This window comes from Methanosarcina barkeri 3, assembly GCF_000970305.1.
In the GTDB taxonomy this organism is placed as follows: Archaea; Halobacteriota; Methanosarcinia; order Methanosarcinales; family Methanosarcinaceae; genus Methanosarcina; species Methanosarcina barkeri_A.
On record NZ_CP009517.1, the window covers coordinates 3,151,779 to 3,177,557 of the forward strand.

The window sequence follows — 25,779 nt, forward strand, 5'->3', positions numbered from 1 at the left end:
AGTAATAAGGTAAGGAGACTAAGAAGAAATTCATTATAAGCCCGCAAACAGTAAAGGCACATAATATAGAAAACCTCAGCGAACACGAACTATGATGACTAAATAAAATATCAAATAACATAGTCTAAAATATCAAATAACATAGTCTAAAATATCAAATAACATAGTCTAAAATATCAAATAACATAGTCTAAAATATCAAATAACATAGTCTAAAATATCAAATAACATAGTCTAAAATATCAAATAACATAGTCTAAAATATCAAATAACATAGTCTAAAATATCAAATAACATAGTCTAAAATATCAAAAAACATAGTCTAAAATATCAAAAAACTACAAGCAAGCCAGAGCTCTCACATACCAGATTCGTCGTCAGTTATTTCACATTGAGGATTAGTTATTGCTTCTTCACACTTACACATGCTCAGTGCTTCAAATAGACCTTCACCCACGCTTATCCCTTTTAGAGCGCATTTTTCCATTAAACGGAAGTAAAGGGCTTCATTTTCACTCTTAATAAACTCGCACATCTCAGAAACCGTTTCTTGTGTTACTAGTTCTTCCTTTCTGCTTACCCAATTAGTAACTGATCCGATTAAGTGTTGACGTATGGCTTCATCATTCCGGTTCTGCTCTATTACATTCATGAAGACGCATTCATCTCTACTAAGAAGCCACTTACCAAGTCTATACCTGAACTTACTCTCACTATCTTGACTAATTTTATTTTCATCAGCCATATTACATCCCCATAATAATAATAATAATAAAAGGCTTCATTATATTTAACAGTTTTAGACGATTTTTATAATATTCAAAATATCCAAATTTTAGCATAGAATCTGGCAGTTAAAGAGGATGTTAAACATTAAGCTATACCTGAGACTATGAATTGTTAATAAGAAAGTGTAGAGTTGATAACGAGAAGTAGTAAGTTAATAACAAGAAGTGGTAGAGTTAATAACGAGAAGTGGCAGAGTTAATAACGAGAAGTGGCAGAGTTAATAACGAGAAGTGGCAGAGTTAATAACGAGAAGTGGCAGAGAAAACTAAAAAAGAAACAACGAACTCCAGAAACAGCATCAATTTAAATCTGATAATTTAAATCTGATAAATAGTTTTAAGTATCTTTTAATTTTATGAACAATTTAACTCTTCTAGAAATTAGAATTTCCTTTTGCTCAAGAGATTGACGCTTAAATTTCTATAGGATGTTTTATGGATCAAGAATTCTTATTTTATTAACAGGTCGCCTATTTATATTCGGTTTGTTTATATAACATGTGCTCATAATATTCAGGGGAGACAGGGTCCAGGCCTATACTCAATAACGTTGCTTGTCTAAGCAAAAAGTTGTAAATTTTAAATTTTGTCAACAAAATATTGTTAACAGCAGAGTTCCCTTAAACTATAAGAAAAAGAAGTGAAGGATCTTATGGTAGTACTTTCGAGAGCCAAGCAGTACATAAAAATTCAAACCAAGTATGTTAAAATGTATTGTAAAGCTTAAGTATAAATAAAAAAATATAATTTTTTTTGCAAGGGGGTATATGTTTGAAAGGAGATCAGAAACTAATCGATTGTCTAAATGCACGTTTGGCAGATGAATTAGCTGCTATCAACCAGTACTTTGTCCATGCCGAAATGTGCGAAAACTGGAACTATGACAGGCTGGGCGAAGTAATCGAGAAGCGGGCAATTACCGAGATGAAACACGCAGAAAAATTGATCGAACGTATCCTCTTCCTTGAAGGGAAGCCAATAGTCAGCAATTTGAGCGAAATTCGTATCGGCGGTCAAGTACCGGAAATGCATGATCATGACCACTGGGCCGAAGAAGGAGCTATTCAGGAGTACAATAAGGGCATAAAGTTGGCAACGGAGTTAGGAGACAACGACACTAAAATGCTTCTCGAGTCACTCCTGAAGGAAGAAACAGAACATATTGACTGGATCGAAGCCCAACTTGACCAGATCAACCAGATAGGTGTCCAGAATTATCTGGCTCAGCAAATCTACGAATAAGGGTGATGCTACTGCATCCTACCCTTTTAAAGTATTGATGAGAATATCATGAAAAAGCCCTGATCAAGAGCAAGAAATTCTCAGTACCTCAAGTATGTTGATCTAAGTGAACTTATACAAGAAAGCTAAAGATATTTATGTGTAGTCCAATTTTCGCATTGGGATCGCAAAAAATTAAAGATTTTCTCATAGTTGCATTGTAATCGCAATAGCAAGGAATCTGTTTCACTCGCTTCACTCATTCAAACAGAAGGAAAATAAAGGAGTAAGCAAATTTCACAGATTGAGTATACAAAAGCGTAAAAATAACTTAAGAAATATGCTAGAATCAAAATTTAAGATATAAAAGAATTAAAATTTGATATATGCAAGAATCAAAATATACAATAATCTAAAAGAACTAATTTTTAAAAAAGCCATGGAAAAGTAAAGTATTATAAGGTGAGCATGGCAGCGATCCAGAGTTCCCGAAGGCTCGCACACTTCAGTACAGTAAGGAACGCGGGCAGGCTTATCTACTGTGTTCGGGATGGGTACAGGAGTTGCACTGCCGCTATGGCCGCCATACTCAACATATAAGAAGGATTGGAAAAGGAAAAGTCATGTATAAAGTGCTGCATTACTGGATTTCGCCTGGACCTGACTTGGAAAGGAACGGATAATTAGTGAACGCGGACTGAACACCTCGTTGCCTTGGTGCTTACATCCCGTTTCTATCAAACCGGTCTTTTACCGGAATCCTTAATGAGGTCTCTTTTTAGGAAAGATTTCGAGCTTAGATGCATTCAGCTCTTATTCCGAAGCGCGTAGCTGCCCGGCGATGCCTTGTCAGACAACCGGTACACCAGGGGCGCCGCTGCTTGGTTCCTCTCGTACTAAAAGCAGCTTACCCGCAGACCTCAAACACCTCTAGTAGATAGTAACCGACCTGTCTCACGACGGTCTAAACCCAGCTCACGATCTCCTTTAATAGGCGAACAACCTCACCCTTGGCCGCTGCTGCACGGCCAGGATGGAAAGAACCGACATCGAGGTAGCAAGCTGCCGGGTCGATATGTACTCTTGCCGGCAACGACTCAATTATCCCCGGGGTAACTTTTCTGTCATTTTTGGCCCCCACCAAGGAGGCTCAAAAGTTCGCTAGAGCCGACTTTCGTCTCGTCATCCACTGCTATGCTGAATAACGTCAGGCTGACTTATGCTCTTGCACTCTTCAGTGAGTTTCCGACCCACTTGAGTCAACCATTGCGCGCCCTTGATATCTTTTCAAGGGCGTCCCGCCCCAGGCAAACTGCCCACCTATCGGGGTCCTCTTCTCAGAGTTAGGGTCGTAGTCCCAGAAGGGTAGTGTCCCAATTGTGGCTCCACGGATGCTGGCGCACCCGCTTCGACGCCTCCTACCTACTCTGTACATCCAGAACCACAACCCAGCGACAGGCTGCAGTAAAGCTCCACGGGGTCTTCACTTCCCCCTAGAGGTCTCTAGACTGTGCACTAGAATGTAAGCTTCACCGGATTCCAGTTAGGGACAGTGGGGCTCTCATTGATCCATTCATGCAAGTCGCCAATTAAGCGACAAGGTACTACGCTACCTTAAGAGGGTCATAGTTACCCCCGCTGTTTACAGGCCCTTCTTCCCGTTGAGCCGGGGTTTCAGGTACCTGCACTGAGCAGGATTCAGAGATTGTACTAGCCCTTACGGGTTTGCAATCTCCTATGTTGGTATTAGACAGTTAGAGCCCCCTGGTCACTGCGACCTGCTGTCTTCACAGCAGGCACTCCTTATCCCGAAGTTACGGAGCTAATTTGCCGAATTCCCTTAACTGAATTACTCCGACACGCCTTAGCCTTTTCAGCTAGGGGCACCAGTGTCAGATCTCGGTACGGACATTTAGCGGCCTTTTCACGGGTCCCTGGGTGCAGCCGACTTTAGCCATAACAGATTCGCCCGCTTCTCGCCATTACGGCTCTCCACGGGGTTCGCTGCTTAGACGGCGCGACGACGCCGCTCGGCCTGCCCTGAGACGTCAGACGGATTGCTAAATGGTACAGGAATATTAACCTGTTTCCCTTTCGGCGTACTCGAGTTACGGTACGTCTTAGGACCGACTAACCCTCGGCTGACGATCATTGCCGAGGAAACCTGGCCCCTTCGGCGGCAGGGATTCTCACCCTGCTTTGCTGCTACTATTACCAGGATTTTCGTTTGCGAACGGTCCACAGGACTTCACAGCCCTGCTTCAGTCCGAACGCAACGCCTTCCTACGAGATTACCTTACGGTACTCCGTGGTATCGGTGGTCGACTTGAGCCCCGTCAATTTTCGGGGCCCCAAACCTCGACTGGTGAGCTGTTACGCACTCTTTGAAGGGTAGCTGCTTCTAAGCTAACCTTCCAGCTGTCTTGGGCTTGGGACGCCCTTTAGCGTTTACACTTAGTCGACACTTGGGGACCTTAACCACGGGCTGGGTTGTCTCCCTTACGGACTACAAGCTTACCCCAGCAGTCCGGACTCCGACTTTCTACGATGACGGTGGGTTTGGAGTTTGACAGGCGGGCGAGGGGTTTCCCCCCCGGAACCGCTAATCAGTGCTCTACTCCACCGACGATCTCCAGTCAGGTCATGCTGCGACATGTTTCGGAAGGAACCAGCGGATGCCGGGTTAGATTAGCATTTCACTACGAGACGCAGGTCACACGAATGATTTGCAGATCAACACCGCTTGCGGTCCTCCACGTAGCTTTCGCCACGCTTCAACCTGCCCACGCCTAGATCACCCGGCTTCGGGTCTTACCCCGGTGACTCCACGCACTTGTATACGTCGTGCCTCGCCCGAGGGCTGCGCACATGTTGCTTTCGCTTCGGCTGCCCAAATATAAGGTTAGCCATTGCCACCAAGATAAACTCCCTGGCCCGTTCTTCAAAACGTAAGATACGACACTGGCAGTGATATTCGTACAGCATTCTCGCGAATGTTTCCTTCATATCAAAGTTCCTTTCATGCCGTATCGTTCCATCACTATCAGGTTTCAGGCACTTTGCACCTCCCTTCTCGGGGTACTTTTCAGCGTTCGGTCACCCTACTATTTCGCTATCGGTCTCAAGTAGTATTTAGTTTTGGAGGTTGGTGCCCCCCGGATTCCCGCACGATATCCGACGCACGGTACTCAGGGACATGTTCCGGTCTATTGGTTTACACATACGTGACTGTCACACTCTATGGTCTGCCGTTTCAGGCAAGTTCTGTTTAGCCGCCAGACGTTTGAACAGCCCTACAACACCACATTTCCCTGTGAAGGGATTCGGTTTGAACTGTGCCGTTTTCACTCGCCGTTACTCACGGTATCTCGTTTGATTTCTTTTCCTGCTCCTACTGAGATGTTTCAATTCGGAGCGTTCCCGATCATTACTGATCACTATGGAGAGGTCCCATTCGGAGATCCCGGGTTCATAGGCTCCTTGCACCTACCCCGGGCTTATCGCAGCTTGGCACGTCCTTCATCAGCTCTTGAGCCGAGCCATCCACCTGATAGCATAATTCCTGTGTATCCTAACCAGGTCCAGTAAGCGTCCAGTATACAGCACCTATACATGACTTCATGTACCTGCATGTCAACACAGGCAATCCGTCCTTCCCCGGAAATTTACTTCCCGGGTGCATTTAATGAGTTTGATAAGTAGACGATCATTGTATTATGATCGATGATTTTAATGGTGAGGTTTTGTCGGTTTATCGGCATCTGGGTGGTGGGTTTTTTATGCTTAGGAGGTGATCCAGCCGCAGATTCCCCTACGGCTACCTTGTTACGACTTAACCCCCCTTGCAAAGCACAGGTTCGAACACGACACAAAGTTCGTGCCCTCACCCATACCTCACTCGGGTGGTTTGACGGGCGGTGTGTGCAAGGAGCAGGGACGTATTCACCGCGCTATATTGAAACGCGATTACTACGGATTCCAGCTTCACGAGGGCGAGTTACAGCCCTCGATCCGAACTAAGGATGGGTTTGTGAGATTACCAGCCCTTTTCAGGGGAGGGACCCATTGTCCCATTCATTGTAGCCCGCGTGTAGCCCGGGAAATTCGGGGCATACTGACCTACCGTGGCCCGCACCTTCCTCCGATTTAACACCGGCGGTCCCCACAGAGTACCCATCATCCCGGAGGATATGCTGGTAACAGTGGGCACGGGTCTCGCTCGTTGCCTGACTTAACAGGATGCTTCACAGTACGAACTGGCGACGGCCATGCACCTCCTCTCAGCGATTCAGGCAAGGTCTTCAGCCTGGCCTACATTTTGCTGTCGTCCCCGGTGAGTTGTCCGGCGTTGAGTCCAATTAAACCGCAGGCTCCACCCGTTGTTGTGCTCCCCCGCCAATTCCTTTAAGTTTCAGCCTTGCGGCCGTACTTCCCAGGTGGCTCGCTTCACGGCTTCCCTGCGGCACCAGACACGGTCGCGCCATGCCTGACACCTAGCGAGCATCGTTTACGGCTGGGACTACCCGGGTATCTAATCCGGTTCGTGCCCCCAGCTTTCGTCCCTCACCGTCGAACCCGTTCTGGTAAGACGCCTTCGCCACAGGTGGTCCCACAGGGATTACAAGATTTCACTCCTACCCCTGTAGTACCTCTTACCTCTCCCGGTTCCAAGTCTGGCAGTATCCCCCGAAAGCCTAATAGTTGAGCTATCAGATTTCCCGGAGGACTGACCAAACCGGCTACGGACCCTTTAGACCCAATAATCACGATCACCACTCGGGCCGCCGGTGTTACCGCGGCGGCTGGCACCGGTCTTGCCCGGCCCTTGCTAACAGGTGTATTTTACACACCTGGACAGCCAGCGTATGACGCTGGCACTCGGTGTCCCCTTATCACGGTTTCCCGCATTGTAAAGTTTTCGCGCCTGCTGCGCCCCGTAGGGCCTGGATTCATGTCTCAGAATCCATCTCCGGGCTCTTGCTCTCACAACCCGTACCCGTTGTTGGCTAGTAGGTACATTACACCCACTACTACCTGATAGGCCGCAGACCCATCCTTGGGCAGACGAATCCATTTTACGCATAAAGCATTCCAGCATATGTGCGTTATCCGGAATTATCTCCAGTTTCCCGGGGTTATGCCGGACCCAAGGGCAGGTTATCCACGTGTTACTGAGCAGTACGCCATGTTCACGAAGAACATATGACTCGCATGGCTTAGGCGAACACCGATAGCAGTAACCTCTGGCAGGATCAACCAGAATTGTTAATGTATCGCACACTTCAAAATTAAAGGTCTTGGTCGCAGAAACTTGCACTAACAACTATCAATTCAGTTATTTCAGTTTCGCGATGATGTGTTATGAAAAACTCTCACCGCCCAGAATTAACCGAACCGACAAAATCCTCGTCAGACAGGAAAAAACTCCTGACTCCATTAAAAGATGAAAGAGATTTGTGATTTTTTACCTACGCAATCAGTTTGCGCAGGGAGATATACAAGGTATTTCTTGTATATAAAGCTTTGTGTTATTCACCTCGACACAATCGCTTTGTGTGAGGGATACATACAAGACATTTCTAGTATATAAAGCTTTCCCGTTCGACAATTTTTAGCCCAAAGATCCATAGCAAAATAAAAAATTTGCTTGAATCTATAGAGATATTGTTATTCTAATGATACGGGATTATAAGAGAGTCGAATGCTCACAGTTTTGCTTTCTGTAAGGGATACATACAAGGGATTTCTTGTATATAAAGCTTTTGTTTTGATGATTTTTATCCATAGATTTTATTGCAAAAATGATTTTTTGCAAAATCTATAGATCTAATGAATACTGATCTTCCCGGATCAGGGATCATCTAATGGGATTACTGATATATATACCTTTCGGGAAAGTTATTCCGAACAAGTAATACTAAAAGGCTGACAGATATATCTTTCCTAAAAGAAATTAAGTTAAAAAATAACGGATAAGATAGAACATATTTATTGTTGAGTGCAGGCATTTATTTTTAAATTTATTAAGTGACATTTATTGTAATATGTTTTCTGGTAATTAGCTTAACTTGCTGGAAAATTAGAAAATTTATGCTGCTGTTAAAAAATCTTTGAATATTAATAATTGTACGTGTTTTTAAATTATATGAGTTAAAGAAAACTCATAAAAACTGGACATAAAGAATAACAAGGCTTCTCGATAGCGAAATCATAGTTTAAAGTTCAGTGTTAGAACCTTAAACTTGCTCAGTGAGTTTTATATATATAGGATTCCAATTAAATTAAGAGGAGTTAGGAGTCCCTTTAAGAAATTGGGAAGAACTTGGGAAATTTAAACCTGTTTGGATCTCATTTAGTTGTTACTGTGAAAAAACAGGGGGATTAAGTACTAAACAAGACTAAGATATAAAGTAAGATCTATCTCAGGAGAATTTAGATTTTTAACCCGATTTTTATCCCTGTAAATGATCAGGGATTATTTGCTCCTCAAATGCCAAAATGGAGGTTAGACATTTGATAGATATAGATCCCAGTGGTATTCTGGTTCGTTATAACGTAAAAATGGAAAAGGAAATGACACCGGAAGATGCTGCAGAAGAACTTTACCCAAAGGATTCGATGATTTATCCGATTGCAAAGGCTATCTTTGAAGGCGAAGAGGACGACGTTGTTGAAGGGTTGGAGAAAGCTATTGACTCAGGGAAAGACCCTATCTCTCTTATCGATGACGCACTGATGGTTGGAATGGGAGTAGTCACGAGACTTTATGATGAGGGAGTTATTTTCCTGCCAAACGTGATGATGTCTGCTGATGCCATGCTGGAAGGCATTGACTATGTTAAGCAGAAAGCAGGAAAAGCACCTGTTGTTAAAGGGAAAGTTGTTTGTCACGTTGCAGAAGGGGACGTCCACGATATAGGAAAGAATATCGTAGCCGCATTGCTTAGAGCTAACGGATATGAAGTAGTGGATCTTGGAAGAGATGTCCCTGTAGATGAGGTAATATCGGCTGTCGAGAAAGAAAATCCCCTCATGCTTACAGGTACTGCCCTGATGACCACAACCATGTACGCATTTAAAGAAGTTAATGACAAGCTTCTGGAGAAAGGCTACAGGATTCCGTTTGCATGTGGTGGCGGTGCTGTGAACCAGGACTTCGTATCCCAGTATGAGTTAGGCGTATATGGCGAAGAAGCAGCCGATGCTCCTAAGATAGCGGATTTCATCAAGGCACATGGGGATAACGTTGTGAAACTGAGGGAGAAATTCCATAAACACTGAGGAGATGGAGTAATGACAGTAACAAGATATACTAAAATGGCTTATGCAAACGCAGATGATATGGTTTTTGGAAGAGCTATCACCCCAGTTAAAACCGGACTGGAACTGGAAATCGGTGCCGGCTACACAGCTCCCGAAGTTAACTATGCTCCAAGACCTGAAGCTGGCGCATCCAAAGAAAAACTCATAAAAGAATACGAAAGGATCACCACTGACATTATGGCAAGAATGGTTCAGATCGGAGCCCCTGCTGTCGTGCTTGAAACCGAACATGTTCAGCAGATGTCCAACAATCCTTCCTGGGGAGCAGAAGTCGCACATGCCCAGAAGACTATCATGGAAGACTACCATGACGAATACGGCATAAAGTGTGCACTCCGCCACACCATTGGTGACATCCGTGAGAGCAGGGAATACCTCGAGCTTAGAGGAGGAGACAAATATAACACCTTTTTGGAGGCCTTCGAACAATGTGCCCAGAATGGTGCTGATATGCTTGCAGTTGAGTCAATGGGCGGGAAAGAAATCTTTGACTATGCAATTCTCAGGAACGATATGGCCGGAGTACTTTACGGCATCGGTGTTCTCGGTAGCATAGACATGGAAATGATCTGGCAAGATATTGCATCAATTGCGAAGAAGACAGGAACTGTAGCTTCAGGTGATACAGACTGTGCCCAGGCAAACACTGCAATGTTCATTGCAGGAGGGCTACTAGACAAAAATCTCGCCCACACACTAGCAATTATCGCAAGGGCGATTTCTGCAGCCAGGTCACTCGTTGCTTACGAAGCCGGTGCAGTAGGCCCTGGAAAGGACTGTGGTTATGAGAACACCATTGTAAAATCAATTGCAGGTGTGCCAATTACTCAGGAAGGTAAAACTTCAACGTGTGCCCACTCCGACCTTATGGGCAATCTGGTCATGCAGTGCTGTGACCTCTGGTCCAACGAGTCAGTTGAGTATCATGGTGAATTTGGCGGTACAACTGTCCAGTGCTGGTCCGAAACTCTTGCATATGACTGTGCTCTAATGAACGTTGCCCTCGAATCGGGTAATGAAAAGATCTTGAGAGACATGTTCATGGCTTCCGATCTGTATAGAGACGCACAGGGCTATGTACTCGCATACCCTAACGCCTATAGAGTCGGGCAGGCAATTGTAAAGAACGGAGACGATATATACCTTCGCGCTAAGAACGCTGCAATTGAATGCATTAACATCGTAGAAGAAGGAGCAAAGAAGAAACTTGAACTTTCCAGGTTTGAAGCTAAAGCCCTTTCAGATGCAAAAGCAGCTTTTGAGGGTCTTACTGACGACAAGGACCAGTTCATGAGCGATTGTCTCACAAAGTATAAACAGGAAGTTAAAGTCTTCAAGCCGGAGAACTACGGCCTCTAATCAGGGCAATTCTCCTTTTCCTTTTTTAAAATCCCGATTGTAGTTTATATTTTCCTTAATAAATATATAGAATTTTTAGTACTGAAGACTCATTTAGCACTTGCAACGATTTTTATTAAGCAGAATTAATTGAATGAATACCAAAGTTGTGGTTTTAAACACTAACACTTAGTTTACTCTAGCTAAAACTTAGTTTATTACTCTAGATTTATAATTATGCAGGGCATGAGAAACCGGTCGAAACAATTCCATCAGGAAAGAATGATCAGAAGTAGTCTGCTAGAGAAAGGCGAGTCGGATCCCATACTTCCAGAATGAGACACAAACTTCCAGATAAAACACAAACTTCCAGATAAAACACAAACTTCCAGATAAAACACAAACTTCCAGATAAAACACAAACTTCCAGATAAAACACAAACTTCCAGATAAAACACAAACTTCTAGAACACGATATAAGCGGCAAAATTGAGATATAAAAATTGGAAATAGTGACAAAAATAGTATAAAATAGTAATAAAAGTAATGAAGATAGTAAAGTTTGTAAAAATTAGCTGGTAAATTAATTAAACTCGTTTTACTTCTACGAATCTTCAAGCGTAGTACTCGTCTCTTGCCTCGACCATAGCTTTAATGTGGGAAAGAGGAGTCATAGGTGCAATTCCGCAGCCAGGTGCCAGTACATCTACACCTTCTGAAATAGCTTTTTTCGATTCTTCTTTTATCTTATCGATCGGACCCGGAAGCAAAACAAACGGGCTGGATATATTCCCTACGAGCCTTGCTCTGTCCCCAAGTACTTCCTTAGCCTTTTTAATACTACCAACCTTTTCTTCAACGCTCAAACCTTCGAAACCACAATCTGCCATATAGTCAAGGATCGGACCCACATTTCCACAGATATGCAGAACCGTGACCGAATCTACGTTTGAGGAAAACTTCTGCAGCCTTGACTGAAGCTCATTTTTAAAAGAATCCGGACTCATCAGGTCAGGAGATGCTACAGGATCGGCAATGGAGATAACATCCGCCCCCGCAATGACCATTGAATTTGCGTACGCTATTGTAGCATCGGTTGCAAAATCCAGCACCCGATGTAATAGATCGGGCTTTTTAATAGACCATTTCATAAAGGACTTTACACTCGCCAGATCGGAGGCAAGAGTAACTGGTCCTTCCATTCCTCCTATAATAGGTACATCCGATCCTACTCTTTCCCTTATAATTTTTATCGAATCAAGTACAGCCCGGATCCTGCCCATATCAAGCAGGTTCTCAGGCATTTCCATGCCCTCGAGGTCCTTGGGATAAGGATGTGCAGTAACTGACGGCTGCCTGTTTTTAGTTCCCATATTAACCTCACAACCCATAGCCTCGGCGAGTACAGTCAGGCAATATGGAACTCTTACAGCTTCAAGCCCGCTGAGCTCATAGTTTGCAATCGCGAGCTTTGCCATTTGTTCAGGGTCAGAATGAGCCTCCGGCCAGGGAGCCCCTACTTCGTCCATTAATTCAACAATTCCTGTCTGAGTTACAGAACAGACTGGTACTTTATCAACTTCTTTACCTTCAAGCGCGTTTAAAAGTCTCTCTTTGAGTGTCATTTCATTCATGATTATCTCCCCATGTAAAGTTTCAATTTGTAGAGAATTACGATAAACTTCTAAATCAAGAAATTACTCATATACTGTTTATAAGCAACCGGCCATAAACTGGGGTTTATTGAAATTCTCTGTAAGTTTTTAACCTTTTGAGTTTTCTACTACATTCTCGTATGCTATTGATCTTTAAGATCGATAACTTATAGTTTTCTAACCCTTTGAGGCATATCCAAATATTAAAAATTCCCATAAAAGGCAAGTAATCACCTTCGGGAAAACCAAATCCCTGTGCCCAGATTGACTAATATAATCTAGGTTTTATGCTATATCATTGTTTGGGAATCCATAAACTGAAGAAGAACCTCAAAGAAAAAATTGTACTATAAAGCAGCAAATGGAAAGAACAAGTAGGTAAAGTAAAAGAGTAAAACAAAAAAGAAGAAGGCAAAATAAAAGAATAAAATAAAAATAAGAAGGTAAAGCAAAAAATAAAACAAAAATAAGAAGGCAAAATAAAAGAATAAAACAAAATAATAAAGAGAAAAAGCAAAGCCAGAAATTGCCCAAAATAGTAGAAATAGAAATTGCCCAAAATAGTAGAAATAGAAATTGCAGATAAACACAGACAGTACACCGGAAAATAAATCGGACAATATATAAAGAAGCGAAGCAAAAGGGCAGATTATGGTACGCATTTCTGAAAGTTTAACAGTAATTCAGGAGGATATTGTAAAGCTAAAAGTAGATGCAATCGTAAATGCTGCAAACTCGACTCTTCTTGGGGGTGGAGGAGTCGATGGCTCTATTCATAGAGCCGCAGGGCCAGGACTGCTTGAAGAATGTAAGGGTTTGAAAGGTTGTGCTACAGGAGAAGCAAAAATTACAAAGGGATATTGCCTGCCTGCAAAATGGGTAATACATACTGTCGGGCCGGTATGGCAGGGAGGTCAAAAAGGAGAGGACGGTTTACTGGCTTCCTGCTACAGAGAAAGCCTTGAACTTGCAGGAGAATATGCCATAAAAACCATTGCTTTTCCAGCTATAAGTACAGGAGCATATAACTTTCCTTCAGAACGAGCTGCAGGAATTGCAGTTTCCGAAATAGCTAAGTTCCTTCAGGAAAATGAATTGCCTGAAAAAGTTTTTCTTGTTTGTTTCAACAAAGAAACCTGCAAGTATCTTCAGGAAGCAGTTTTAGGAGTCACTAAGGTTTAACTTCAATTTAGAAAAATTGATTTTAGGTTTGATTAATCTTAGTTTTAATTAGTTTTAGGTCTTAATTAGTTTTAGGTTTTGATTAGTTTAGGTTTTAATTAAATTTAGATTCTATTAGATTTTATTTAGAGTTTGCATATCTATTTTTCATTAACAGTTTATTTATATTACAAATTGTCCGCAGAATCCATGAGATATTTTTTAAAAAATATTTAAAAAATAGACTAAAAATTATTCCCCCATGCTTAATTATTGAGGATCGTTTATATACAATGTTAGGAAATTAGATTCTAAACAAAAATTAATAATGATAATAGATTTCGAGTTGGATGTATACTAAACTTGGCGATTAACACTAAAAAATAGTTACCAATTTGAAAAAGAATTTTAAATTGTGAGTTAGAGGAAAGACTCATAAAAAATGAGAAGTTAGAGAAAGCAGAGCAAAATATTATAAAGGTTTGATAAAAAGACTAATATTCAAGTTTTAGATCTTTGGGCTTTCAGGAACAGAATCAAAAAGTGCTAAAACAAAGTCAGGAAAGTGCAGAAACAAAGTCAGGAAGCATAGGAACAGGATTAGAGAAAAGAACCGGAGGAGTTGGTTATCAATCACGATGAAGCTTTTCAAAGAGGACTTGGCCTGATTAAACAAAAAAGGTACGAAAAATCAATTAATGTTTTCAATAAGATTGTAGACAAAGATCCAGGTCACATAGGAGCTCTTTTTAATAGAGGACTCGCCCTGCTAAAAATAAAAAAACCAGCAGATGCCCTCGACTCCTTTGACCAGATCCTGCACTTTGAGCCCGAAAATTTCGATGCTCTCTACAAAAAAGGAATCGCTCTGGCCACTCTTGAAAAGTTTGAAGCAGCCCTAGAAGCTTATGACAACGCACTTGAAATAAATCCAGACAGTACAAAAATATGGTACCATAAAGGAATAGCGCTTGCCGAACTGGAAAAAACCGGGGCTTCAATTCTTTGTTTTGAGAAAGCACTTGAACTTGAGCCTGAATGTGGGATAGCCTGGTATGCCCAAGGCACTGTAGCTGGAAAAGCCAGAAGTTACGAAGAAGCCCTGGAATGTTTTGAACACGCACTTAAGATCAATCCGAAAAATACAGACGCTTGCTATGCAAAAGGCCTGGTTCTTGCAAAGCTTGAGAAGTATGGAGAAGCGCTGGAATGCTTTAATTTTCTGATTCGGGAAAACTCCAGATATAAAGAGGCCTGGAAACAAAAATACTCTTTGCTGATAAAGCTTGGAAAAACGGAAGAAGCTCTGGAATGCGTTGATGCATTTTTAAGGAAATTTCCTGTCAACGAGACTGCTCTCTATCAGAAAGGTATTCTTTTAAATGAACTTTCCCATTACGAAGATGCCGAGAAAACTTTTTCGAAAATCTTGAAAATAAATCCGGGAAATAAAGAAATCTGGCTCAAAAAAGGTCTTGCTCTTATCCAGCTACTCAGGCTCAATGATGCCATAAAAGCTTTCGAAGAGGCAATCAGACTGGACCCCACATATTATGAGGCATGGAATTACAAATGCCTTGCTCTGATGAAGCTTGAGGTTTATGAAGAAGCCCTTGAAGCCTTTGACTCTGTGCTTGAAATCTATCCTGATATGAAGGAAATTTGGTATAACAGAGCTCTTGCTCTTGCGAAACTGCAGCGTTTTGGGGAAGCTGCACAGTCTTTCTCAAGAACTGCCGAACTGGACCCTTCATATGGAGACGCCCTGTACCAGCAGGGGCGTTTTCTTGCTATGGAAGGAAAATATGACGAAGCGCTCGATGCCTTCAATTCCGTGCTTGAACAGAACCCAGAACTTGTTAAGGCCCAAAAGTTCAGGCGCACTATGCTGATCAAGTTAGGCCGTACCGAAGAGGCTCTTGAATCTCTTACACGAAGCCTCGAAAAAGAACCCGAAAACCACGAGCTCTGGCTCCAGAAAGGATTAATTCTCCTTGACAGTGGAAAATTCGAGTCTTCCCTGAAAGCTCTTGAGAAAGTTGCTGAACTCAAGCCCGATAACGAAGCCTGCTGGATGAATAAGGGCTTTGCACTCTATTCTTTAGAACACTATCAAGAATCTCTTGAAGCCTTTGAAGAAGGTCTGCGTTTGAACCCGTATCTTGAGAAAGGCTGGAATAATAAAGGAATAGTACTCGGAAAGCTTGGAAAAACGGAAGAAGCTCTTGAGGCTTTTGGAAAAGCTGTGAGCCTCAATCCTGACTTTGAAGACGCCTGGAGAAATAGAGGGCTAACATTACTGGCTGCCGACAAATATGAAAAAGCCAGTGAAGCCTTTGATGAAGCTCTTAAAATCAACCCTGTAGACCTTGATTCCATTTACAATAGAGGAACGGCTCTGCTAAAGCTAGGAAGAACGAAAACTGCCCTGGAATGCTTTGACAAAGTACTGTCTCTTAATCCGGATTATCCCGATTTATTATATAGCCTTGCAGCTACCCAGGCTGAACTCGGAAAGCAGGAAGAAGCCCTGGAAACCTTTGAAAGACTAGCTGCTAAAAGTCCCGAAGATCCGGAAATCCAGTTCAGGAAAGGGAAATTTGCAATGAAGATTGGAAAGTATGAGACTGCGCTTCAGGCTTTTGATCAGGTACTCAGTGAGAGTCCAGAGTCCAGGGAAGCCTGGTATAGAAAAGGGCTTGCCCTGATAAAACTGGAACGTTTTGAAGAGGCTATAAGAGCTTTTGATGAAGTAATTGCAAAAAATCTAGGTTATAGAGAAGTAAATAATTCTGACTATAATGAGATAAAAAATCTCAATCTTGATGAAAAAAATCTCAATCTTGATGAAGAAAATCTCAATCCTGAAGATATAAATAACCCCAAACGCGATGAGATAGAGAATCCTGATTACAAGGAAGAGAATTCTAACTATGAGGACGCCCGTACTTACAAAGGATTTGCGCAAATGCAGCTTGAAAGGTACCTTCCTGCCCTGGAAACTTTTGAGAGTGCTCTTGAAGAAAAGCCGGATTCCGATATTCTCTGGTATTACAAAGGCCTTAGCCTTTACAGGATAAATATGTTAGAGGAAGCAGTATATGCCTTTGAGTCTGCAGTTCGCCTTAATCCAGAAATGCAAGAAGCCCTCGAGTATAGAGCCATCTGTCTATTTGAAACCGAACAATACAAAGCTGCCCTTGAAGCTTTTGATTCTGTACTTGAAAGAAATCGGGAGAGCTTTTCCGCACTTCATAAAAAAGCTATTTGCTTCCTGCAGTTAAAGAATTATAAATCCGGAGCTGAAACCCTCTCCAGAGTACTGGAACTTGACCCTGACGATAAAGAAGTAAAGTTTGAGTTGGGAATTGCCAGTTTTGAATCCGGAGAGTACGATAAAGCCCTTTCTCTTTTTGAAGAAGTAAGTAAAGGCTCAGATAAAGGCTCTTTTGTATACTGCCCTGAACGAAACTTATCTGAGAGAAATATCTCTGAAAAAAATACCTCTGAAATAAATACCTTTGAAAGAAATACCTTTGAAAGAAATATCTCTGAAAAAAACTCATTTGAACAAAAGAACTCTGAAGAAAAGTTCTCTGCATTCTACTGGAAAGGACTTGCACTTATCAGGTTGGAAGATTACGAAAAAGCATTGGAGGTATTCTCAAGACTTACCGAAGAGAATCTCCTGTTTGTAGAGGCCTGGTATTTGAAAGGAATATCCCGTTCAAAGCTGAAGCAGTATGAGGAAGCGATAAAAGACTTTAAGAAAGTCCTTGAGCTTGATCCTGCTTATCGGGATACCTGTTATCAGTTGGGGGTTTCCTGTCTCGAACTTGGGAGCTTTGAGGAAGCTATAAGAGTTTTTGAAGCTGTACTTAAAACAAATTCTGAAAACTTTGATGCCCTTTACATGAGGAGCCTGGCTTTATTGAGATTGGGGAAATATGAAGAATCAGCTTCAGGTTTCAGGGAAGTTCTCAAAAGAAATCCATCCGATACTGAAGCTCTTGCACACCTGAGCACAGCTTGCTTCAAGCAGGGATTTTATGAAGAAGCCCTTGGACTCTTTGATCAGGTTTTACGGGAAAATCCGGAGCGAAAGACTATCCTTTTCAGGAAAGGAGTTGCTTTAAAAGCGCTTGGAGAAGTAGATAGAGCTTTGACTATGTATGATTCTGTCCTTAAATTGAAACCTGACTGTACTTATGCCCTTGAGCAAAAAGCTTATACTCATTTCGAGCTTGAGGAATATCCGGAGGCCATTGAAGCATTTAAAACAGCGCTGGAATATTGCCCGAAAAAAGAAAATCTGTATTACTACATGGGTATTGCTTTCTTCAGGCTCGGGAACCTTGAAGAAGCCTCAAAATCCTTTGAAAACGCTCTTGAACTTGGCTGCCAGCAGCCCGAAATTCTTTATTATGCAGGAATCTCCCACTTTGAAAACAGAGAATACGAAAAAGCAGTGGAAATCTTTGATGTTATCCTTAGTTCCGGAGCAGTGGATCTCGAAATTCTGTACAAAAAAGCCATGGCCCTCTTCGAACTTGGAAAGCCGGAAGAAATGGTTTCTACAGTTGACACTCTTCTCGAACTTGAAGCTGAGAACTTTAACATTAAGGATACTGGAGAGTTTGAAGAAGAAAACTATGAAAAAAGGGCAGGAGAAGAAAATGCAGGAGAAATTCCAGCTTTCGGGAACACAAAGGCTTTTGAAGAACTCTTCGAGAAGTTTGCATTCTCATTGATAGAGCTTGGAAGGTATGAAGAAGCCCTTCTGCCCCTTGGAAAACTTACAGCAAGTGATTCGGCTTCAAAAGAGGCCCTCTACGGTAAAGGTGTGGTGCTTCAGGAACTCGGCAGACCTGAGGAAGCTCTTGAGATATTTTCAGAACTTCTTTCCTTTTATCCTGCCTTTGAAAAGGCCTGGTACAGGAGAGGGCTTATTTTATTCTCTCTTGGATACTATGTTGAAGCCCTGGAGTCCTTCGAACAGGCTGTCCTGAGAGATCAGACGGAATCTCCTGAAGAAATTAACGAATTAAGCCTGGATGAAATTGAGAGAGAAAAAACAAAAGAAGACCTTGAGTTAGAGGATAAGTTAAGGTTAGAAGATAAGTCAGGACTAAAAGACAAATTTGTATTAAAGGAGAAATTAAATGACGCTGAAATCGAAGATGTCTGGATGAAAATAGGGCTTTCCCAGCTCAACCTGGAATGTTATGAAGCTGCCGTTGAGACATTGGAGAAAGTTCTTGAAGTAAAACCCGAAGCTGCCGAGATCTGGTATGTAGCAGGGCTTGCTCTAAGAGGGCTTGATCAGGATGAACAAGCCGTTGAAGCTTTTGAAAAGGCCGTAGAACTCGATCCGTCTCTGGAAGCTGCCTGGGAACAGATAGGGCTATCCCTCCTTAGATTAAATATGTATGAGGAAGCAAGCCAGGCTTTCAGTTCTGCTCTAATCCTGAACCCTGACAACGCAAACATTCTCTACAGCCTATCAGTGGCGAGTTTCAAGCTCCAGAACTTTGAGGACGCGGCTCAGAGTCTCGAAAGAGTACTCCTGTACGCCCCTGATTTCCAGGATTATACTGAAGCCTGTTATATGCTCGGGATTGCCAGAATGGAGCTTCAGGAATATGAAAAAGCTCTTGAAGCTTTTGATATAATACTGCAACAGGATCCTGCTCATAGAGAAGCCCTATACTACAGTGGGCTTGTGCTTTTCAATCTTGAGGAATACGAAGCTGCTGCCGAGGCCTTTGGAGTACTGCTGGAAGCTTCACCCGAAGATCCTGAAAGTTTGAACTACCTTGGGCTCTGCCTGTTGGAACTCGAAAGCCCGGAGGCAGCCCTGAAAGCCTTTGAAAAAGCTGCCCTTTTCAATCCGAAGAATGAAGAAGTCCTGTACAATGCAGCCATGACTCTTATCAAGCTTGATAGGCCTCAGGAATCTATCGACTATTTTGACCGCATCCTTGACATTTCTCCGGAGAATATCAATATCCTGAACTGCAAAGGAACCGCATTCTGCAAGCTTGAAATGTACAGGGAAGCCCTGAAAGCCTTTGACCTCGCACTGGAAAAAGACCCTGAAAACATCAAGGCAATTTATGGTGTGGGAGTTGTCTGCTTCAAACAGAAACTCTATGAAACTGCCTGCCGGGCATTTGGCGAAGCTCTTGCTCTTAACCCCTGGCACGAGCAGTCCTTAAAATATCTAGGCATTTCTCTTGCAAGAATAGAAGAGTACGAAGATGCACTGAGAGCCTTTGACAGACTGCTCAGGATAAAACCTCACGATGTTCAGTCCATGAATTACAGAGGAGTTATCCTGGGAAAACTGGGAAGATATACTGAGGCCATAAACACCTTCAATGAAATCTTGCGCCTCTGTCCCGACATGGCAGATGCACAAAGGAAACTTGAAGCCTTGAAATGTATTGAAAACAAAGAGGACTCCAGTGATGATCTTTACTAAGGCCTCTAAGGTTTCTGTATGAGGAAAAGTTCCTGAAAAAAGGAAAAATTTCTCATATGTTTTGTAAGATTTTTCAATATAGCAGATCCTTCAATATAGCAGATCCTTCAATATAGCAGATTCTTCAATATAGCAGATTCTTCAATATAGCAGATCCCAAAAATCAAGATTCGTTTTCAGGATCGCGAATTTGGAATAGTTAATCAAATTTCTGATTCCGAAAGATGTTCCTGAAAATCTTACTGAATGAGAATAACATTGATTTTGGGATGAGCTTACTTAATAGTAAAAATAATTTCTGTCTAAAGAAATCGATAATCAAACACGAGACAACGACACTGAGTCCTGAAAACAACATATGACGAACAAAGAGAGAACTATAGTAATAATCAGTACAATGCAGGATCCTGGAGTACAACACACCTAACACAAACGGATGATTTGATATAAGATATATACCGAAAACAGATGTTGCTATAAAATTTATTGTTTGGGATTGAATTTTAATATTTTTGAATACCATAAAAAGGCAAAAGGCTCCTAATTCTACAAAAATAAAATTATAGTTCCAGGGATCAGTAAAGAAGTACTCGGGAGTTCCATATGTTCTAATAAACGTGACTCCGGAGAATATTAAAAAACTACAAACAAGATACCCAAATAAGAAATAAGTCAGGTTCTTTACCGGGAAATCATACTTTTTTATGTATGCACCTACACAATAAAGGAAAAAGAAATTATATAGACTGTACCCTATATCATCAGTAAAATAGGTAAAATTGATTGAGGGTAAGATTACAAAAAAAATTGCAGAAACCAGAATTAATTTCTTATGATCTTTTTTATTTATATTTTGAATAACTACGTTTATGAACGGAGAAAAAAGGTACAGAACGATATAAACCGTCACAAACCAGTATGTACCTGTAATTATCGGGAAAAAAGCTTGCAATATTGTAGATGTGTTCACAGATTCAAGTCCGGTAAACCAGAATATTGATGAAATAGTTACCGAATAAAAAATAACCTGCGCCCATAAATCAATAATTTTTTTGAATTTAAATTTTCCATTAATTTGATAGTATCCGGTTATAAGTATAAAACAATCTACTGCAATGATAAAAAGGCTTTCCAGCCCATATGCGAAGCAATAATTTGAGTCCGAAGGTATCAGTGTATGAAGCGCCCCTCCATACTTAAAATAGTGGAGACATATAATCATTGAGATTAAAATGATCCTTAGCAGTTCGAAATTTGAGTCGCGAGTGGCAGTTTCATTGGATGACATAAATATCGCTTAACTATTGTCTTATTCTTTGTACCGGAGTTACCAGTGCCATAGGTGAAATAAAGATTAAACAAAAAAGAAAAACTACTGATAATAAAGCTATTAAATAAGATCTTTTAGTAACTATCATATAAATTACCGATTATATTTTGTTTATTATTCATATAAAAATATTAATGCTAGATACATAATGATGATTATTAAACATTTCCTTATCAATATTGCATGCAAGTTAGTACAGCTGGTAGAAAATGCCAGTGATGAAGGGAGGTTTTTGGAAATCAGTTAATTTTAAAGACTTCTCTGATTCTTTAAATCGAAGATTGCTTTTCGATTTGGAAGGACTACTTAAAAGGAATGAATACCGAATATAAACTTGATTTTCCACAACGAATATTTCAAATATTATATCTTAAAGTCCATGTTTAGAAGAAAGTTATCGTAAAAGTACCTGGCTAGAACATAAATTATTTAAATTCGGAAAGGGTTACCATAAAATTCGTAAAAGGGGAATATAAATTACCCGCTCTAAAAAATGAAGGGCTAGTTTTTGAAATAGTTTATTAAAATACGTAGAGGGTAAAATGAAAACGGTCAAATATTTAATGTGCCTGTTTGTTCTGTTGATTGTATCGATTTCGGCTCTTCCATCAGGAGTAAACACATACCCTTCACATCAACTACTTAACTGGAAAGGACAAAGTTGGGATTTGACATCAGGTTACGCAAATCCTGGTAATAACTACTGGAATAATACAGGTGCATGGATAGATGGTCAAGATAGGTTGCACTTAACAACTGTAAATAATAACGGCAGATGGGAAAGTACAATGTTAAGTAGTCAGGATCGATATCGTTATGGTACTTTCACATGGACTGTAGCTTCACCTGTTTTCACTTTTGACGAAAATAGTGTTATAGGTCTCTGTACTTATTTAGATGATTCTCACGAGTTAAATATTATAAACTCAAGATGGAGTGAAACTAATGGAGATCAACTTTGGTATAATATAGAACCTTCTAAAATTGAAGGAAATAGCAAAGGGTACACGGTTCCATCGAGCATTATCTGCACAAATATAACTTATAGAATTGAATGGAAACCAACTTATGTGAGATTCACGTCCATGCAGGCAGACGGAACAGTTATAGCAGACTATAATAATACAAATGTTTCTGCAATCCCGCAAGAGCCTGAAAATGTCATAATGAATTTGTGGTTACTGGCTCCTCCATCCGATGGAGAAAATATTGAACTTATAATCAGTAACTTCACATTAACTAACGATTGAATTATAAAGTAGCTTTTAAGCCACTAAAATCTTTCTTTATAACTATGTAGGATAAATTACTACCTTCTCGTATATACTTTGGAGAATTTCGATAAACCTAAGTTTATGGCTGGTTGCTTATTATTCTTATGCAAATTCCAAAAAACGTGCCACAAGTATTGCAGTTAACACAACATAGTTATAAAACAGATGAGACTAAAAAGTAAACAGCGGTAAAGCTATGATGTTATTAACGCTGTATTAATCGTCTTCGTTAAACTCATTTATAAGAATCTGATTTTTGAAAGAATATCTGGGAGTCTGGAATGCCATGGAGTTGCTGTTAATTTTTCTATTGTATTTATAATTGAGTACTTGATCAAACGTCAACAAGAAGTCAATAGCTTTATCCAGAGCTTCCCTGCTCAACCGCGGAACCTTTTCAAGCGCTGCTATGTATTCTTCCTCATTGAAGCCTTGTTTCCTTGCCTGAGAACGAAAAAGATTATAATCCACAGGTTCATCTTCAAAAAAGAACTGTCCTGCGTAAATGTCGCCAATGTGCCGGTCATCTATCACAATTGGAGCAGCCATGTCCCACATATTGTTTTTGCACCTGTAAATTTTAAACTCTCCAGGGAGAGAGGCTTTGGATAGTTTTATGTTGCACTCTACACAGTACTTGCAGGTTTCGGGACAAACCCTATGAAATTTAGTACAGATATCCTGCCATCCGACACCTACTAAAACATTGCCTTTGAGGTCATTCAGACCCAGGGAGATAGGGACATGCTTATAGAAATCACTCATGAGGTACTCGACCTTCCGAATATCAATGATATCAACAAGCTCCAGGTTAGCCATTTCCCAATCAGGAGAACAGATATTTTTTAATCTCAGCTTAATGCACTGTTTACTCCTACGTAGCATTGTCTCTACGTATCTTCTCACGGTAATGTATTTACTTATGCCAAATTCGCCAGGAAACATACTGTATTTATCAAATTCAGGATGTGTCTTTTCACGAGTCCATACAGGAATTGTCCAGTTTAGTTTTAACAATCCTTTTCGATTCTTCTGTAAAACGTTTGTTTTGTATATGTCTTTTGACAATTTTAGAGTAACATCAGCCGAAACCACAACTGAGACAAACGTTTGCAGGTATCGCGGCAGCAACATACTCCAGTTACCTAACTGATTAAACACGTAATAAGTGAAAATCAAATGCAGGTCACGAGGCAATATTATATGCCAGCTATTGAAGAGATTAACTGTGTAAGAAGTGAAAAGTGTATGCAGGTATTGCATCAATGACATATTACCACTCTTGAATTACCACTCTTGGTTCGGCTTGAAGAGAAACAAGTAGTATGCATAGATTAGCTGAGCAATTGTGAACCATGCATAGAATAATTGAGGAATAAATGTCATCCTTACGAGATAGTCCCAAATACTGGGATTCTGCACATATCGCAGCGTATAAACACAGTCAACGTACATTATACCCATTACCATCAAAAACATCCTATTTGGAAGATAAACACCCCTGATTATGTCACAAAAAGCGTAATACAGCAGAATAACCTGAAAAGACAACATAATCCAGAAGAGTCCGGCGTTCAGGATGTCTTTTCTGGTGCTTTTATTCCATCCGTGCTCCCACAATGTATCAAGCCCGCCGCGAAGCCAGCGGACCCTTTGTTTCCATAACTCTCTTAGCTTTAACGGGACATCTGTCCAGGCATGCATTCCAAAACCTGCAGCTGTGTGGTAACCAAGTTCTTTTAGAGTTACTGTCAACTCGTAGTCTTCAGTAATGTTATGAATATCATATAAAGTGCAGTCAAGTTTTCCGGTAGCTATACGTCTTTCCATAACTGCTTTTATTGCTTCTACCTTATATACAGTACACATCCCGTGAGCGACTTTAATTCCCCTATCCTGACTAACTCGACTTCTGTCGAACTCTGCATATTCGACATATTGCCAGTGATATACCAGCTTTTCAAAAAACCCGTTAGTTATCTGTTTAACTACGCCTGCACGAGAGCACACTGCACCAAGCAAAGGATCCAGTTGAAATTCGATTAATGCTTGCTCAACAAGATCAGGAGCTACGATTGTATCGCCGTCGACTGATAACACATAGTCATATGAACTCAGATCGACACTTTTATAAGCGGTATTCAGTGCCCCAGATTTTTTGAATTTATTTCCAACAGTTTCTATTAAACTTACGCGGTTATCAATGGCAGCTATACTTCTCACTATACTAACCGTATCATCCGTACTGTTATCACTTATTACAACAATATCGACTTTGACTGTTTGAGTAAGAATGGATTCAATGGTCGAGCGGATTATATCAGCCTCATTATGAGCTGGCACAAACGCAATGACATTGTTCCGTGTAGGCAGAACGATTGTCATTTCGCAATTCCCCCTAATTACTTACTGCTAATAAACTTCAAGTAAAATTATAATCCACCATAATAATAAAAAATAAGATTAAAATTATATCATTTAGGTTATTATGACCTCATTTTTCAATTAATTGGCAGGATATAGCGGAACAAATTTACTTCAAGTATATATAATTAGCAGAATACTGCTGTATAGTGGAGAAAAATTGCAGTTCTGTATAATTAAAAATACAAAAATCTTGAATTTTATTGAAGAGAGCTTTTAATTGTTACATGGCAATATCGAAAAATGTCTCCTAAAAACGAAGTTATGGCATTTATAGTAACTATTAACCAGAAAAGTCTGTTTTTGTGTATAACAATTTTAATGAATTATTTCCTGAGAGCTTATCTTAAAATTAAACTTGATTCTACATCTGGAATAAAATTTACTTATTTGAACTGAAAAACAGTAGAGCATCAAGCCTTTAAACGTCAAGTATAAACTCAAACCATGACGCTTATTTTATTAATATATATTGAATAAGTACCTTACGTGGAAAAACTTAAGGTCAATATGTATTTTATTCGAAAAATTTACGTTCTGAGTTTAAAGCTATAATCATGCCTGCTATAATCATGCCTATAATTGCTGCAAGAAAAATCACCTTTTATAGTCCATCTAATAGTTGCATCATTTAGCCTCTTGACTATAAATTACCCATTGTCCAATTGTGGAAACGATTTGGATTTTAAGGTAACTTCTGAGAGCATATCAAAAATCAGACTTGGCCTTACAATACTACATAGATTCCCGAATATTCCTCAAACAAAAGAGCAGACGGACA

The 25,779-nt window shown here is 40.7% G+C and carries 11 protein-coding genes and 3 rRNA genes; 6 read left to right on the forward strand and 8 right to left on the reverse strand.

Translation table 11 applies throughout. From position 1 onward, the window contains the following. Window positions 1-358 precede the first annotated feature (358 nt). On the reverse strand, window positions 359-745 hold the full coding sequence (locus MSBR3_RS12785; protein ID WP_048108606.1) for a hypothetical protein: 387 nt from the start codon (window positions 743-745) through the stop codon (window positions 359-361). Window positions 746-1,559: 814 nt separating this feature from the next. On the opposite strand from MSBR3_RS12785, the gene bfr reads away from it, so the two are divergent. Then, on the forward strand, window positions 1,560-2,030 hold the full coding sequence (bfr, locus tag MSBR3_RS12790; RefSeq protein ID WP_048108607.1) for a bacterioferritin: 471 nt from the start codon (window positions 1,560-1,562) through the stop codon (window positions 2,028-2,030). 445 nt (window positions 2,031-2,475) lie between these two features. Here bfr and rrf read toward each other — a convergent pair. The 3 genes from rrf to MSBR3_RS12805 all read right to left on the reverse strand — a co-directional run bounded on the left by rrf (window position 2,476) and on the right by MSBR3_RS12805 (window position 7,272). Continuing rightward, window positions 2,476-2,597, reverse strand: a 5S ribosomal RNA gene (rrf, locus tag MSBR3_RS12795). A 78-nt stretch (window positions 2,598-2,675) separates the two neighbouring features. After that, window positions 2,676-5,578 (reverse strand): 23S ribosomal RNA (locus MSBR3_RS12800). A 216-nt stretch (window positions 5,579-5,794) separates the two neighbouring features. Then, a 16S ribosomal RNA gene (locus MSBR3_RS12805) occupies window positions 5,795-7,272 on the reverse strand. Together the 16S, 23S and 5S rRNA genes form the textbook arrangement of a ribosomal RNA operon. A gap of 1,235 nt (window positions 7,273-8,507) precedes the next feature. On the opposite strand from MSBR3_RS12805, the gene mtaC reads away from it, so the two are divergent. Both mtaC and mtaB read left to right on the forward strand, forming a co-directional pair. Then, window positions 8,508-9,290, forward strand: a complete 783-nt coding sequence (gene mtaC / locus MSBR3_RS12810; protein WP_048108608.1) for a methanol--corrinoid protein MtaC — start codon at window positions 8,508-8,510, stop codon at window positions 9,288-9,290. Between the two features lie 12 nt (window positions 9,291-9,302). After that, entirely contained in the window at window positions 9,303-10,691 is a 1,389-nt protein-coding gene (mtaB, locus tag MSBR3_RS12815) for a methanol--corrinoid protein co-methyltransferase MtaB (RefSeq protein WP_048108609.1), read from the forward strand. A gap of 593 nt (window positions 10,692-11,284) precedes the next feature. Here the strand turns inward: mtaB and mtaA are convergent. Beyond that, on the reverse strand, window positions 11,285-12,304 hold the full coding sequence (gene mtaA / locus MSBR3_RS12820; RefSeq protein WP_048108610.1) for a methylcobamide:CoM methyltransferase MtaA: 1,020 nt from the start codon (window positions 12,302-12,304) through the stop codon (window positions 11,285-11,287). A 672-nt stretch (window positions 12,305-12,976) separates the two neighbouring features. Between mtaA and MSBR3_RS12825 the strand changes: the two genes are divergently transcribed. Beyond that, window positions 12,977-13,507 (forward strand): O-acetyl-ADP-ribose deacetylase, encoded by a 531-nt coding sequence (locus MSBR3_RS12825; protein WP_048108611.1) that lies wholly within the window; start codon window positions 12,977-12,979, stop codon window positions 13,505-13,507. 601 nt (window positions 13,508-14,108) lie between these two features. Then, window positions 14,109-19,970 carry a tetratricopeptide repeat protein gene (locus tag MSBR3_RS12830; protein WP_048108614.1) on the forward strand — a complete coding sequence of 1,954 codons (5,862 nt, stop codon included), beginning with the start codon at window positions 14,109-14,111 and terminating at the stop codon, window positions 19,968-19,970. Window positions 19,971-20,169: 199 nt separating this feature from the next. On the opposite strand, the gene MSBR3_RS21765 is transcribed toward MSBR3_RS12830, so the two are convergent. Next, complete coding sequence (locus MSBR3_RS21765; protein WP_080942300.1) at window positions 20,170-21,258, reverse strand: acyltransferase; 1,089 nt, start codon at window positions 21,256-21,258, stop codon at window positions 20,170-20,172. Between the two features lie 584 nt (window positions 21,259-21,842). Here MSBR3_RS21765 and MSBR3_RS12840 point away from each other — a divergent pair. Further along, window positions 21,843-22,550: a glycoside hydrolase family 16 protein gene (locus MSBR3_RS12840; RefSeq protein WP_048108617.1), complete on the forward strand. Its 708-nt coding sequence runs from the start codon at window positions 21,843-21,845 to the stop codon at window positions 22,548-22,550. Between the two features lie 240 nt (window positions 22,551-22,790). Here the strand turns inward: MSBR3_RS12840 and MSBR3_RS12845 are convergent, their stop codons facing one another. Further along, a complete protein-coding gene (locus tag MSBR3_RS12845; RefSeq protein WP_080942301.1) occupies window positions 22,791-23,846 on the reverse strand; it encodes a PocR ligand-binding domain-containing protein in 1,056 nt (351 codons plus the stop codon). A 15-nt stretch (window positions 23,847-23,861) separates the two neighbouring features. Further along, window positions 23,862-24,959, reverse strand: coding sequence for a glycosyltransferase family 2 protein (locus MSBR3_RS12850; RefSeq protein ID WP_048108619.1), 1,098 nt, complete (start codon window positions 24,957-24,959; stop codon window positions 23,862-23,864). Between the last annotated feature and the right edge of the window lie 820 nt (window positions 24,960-25,779).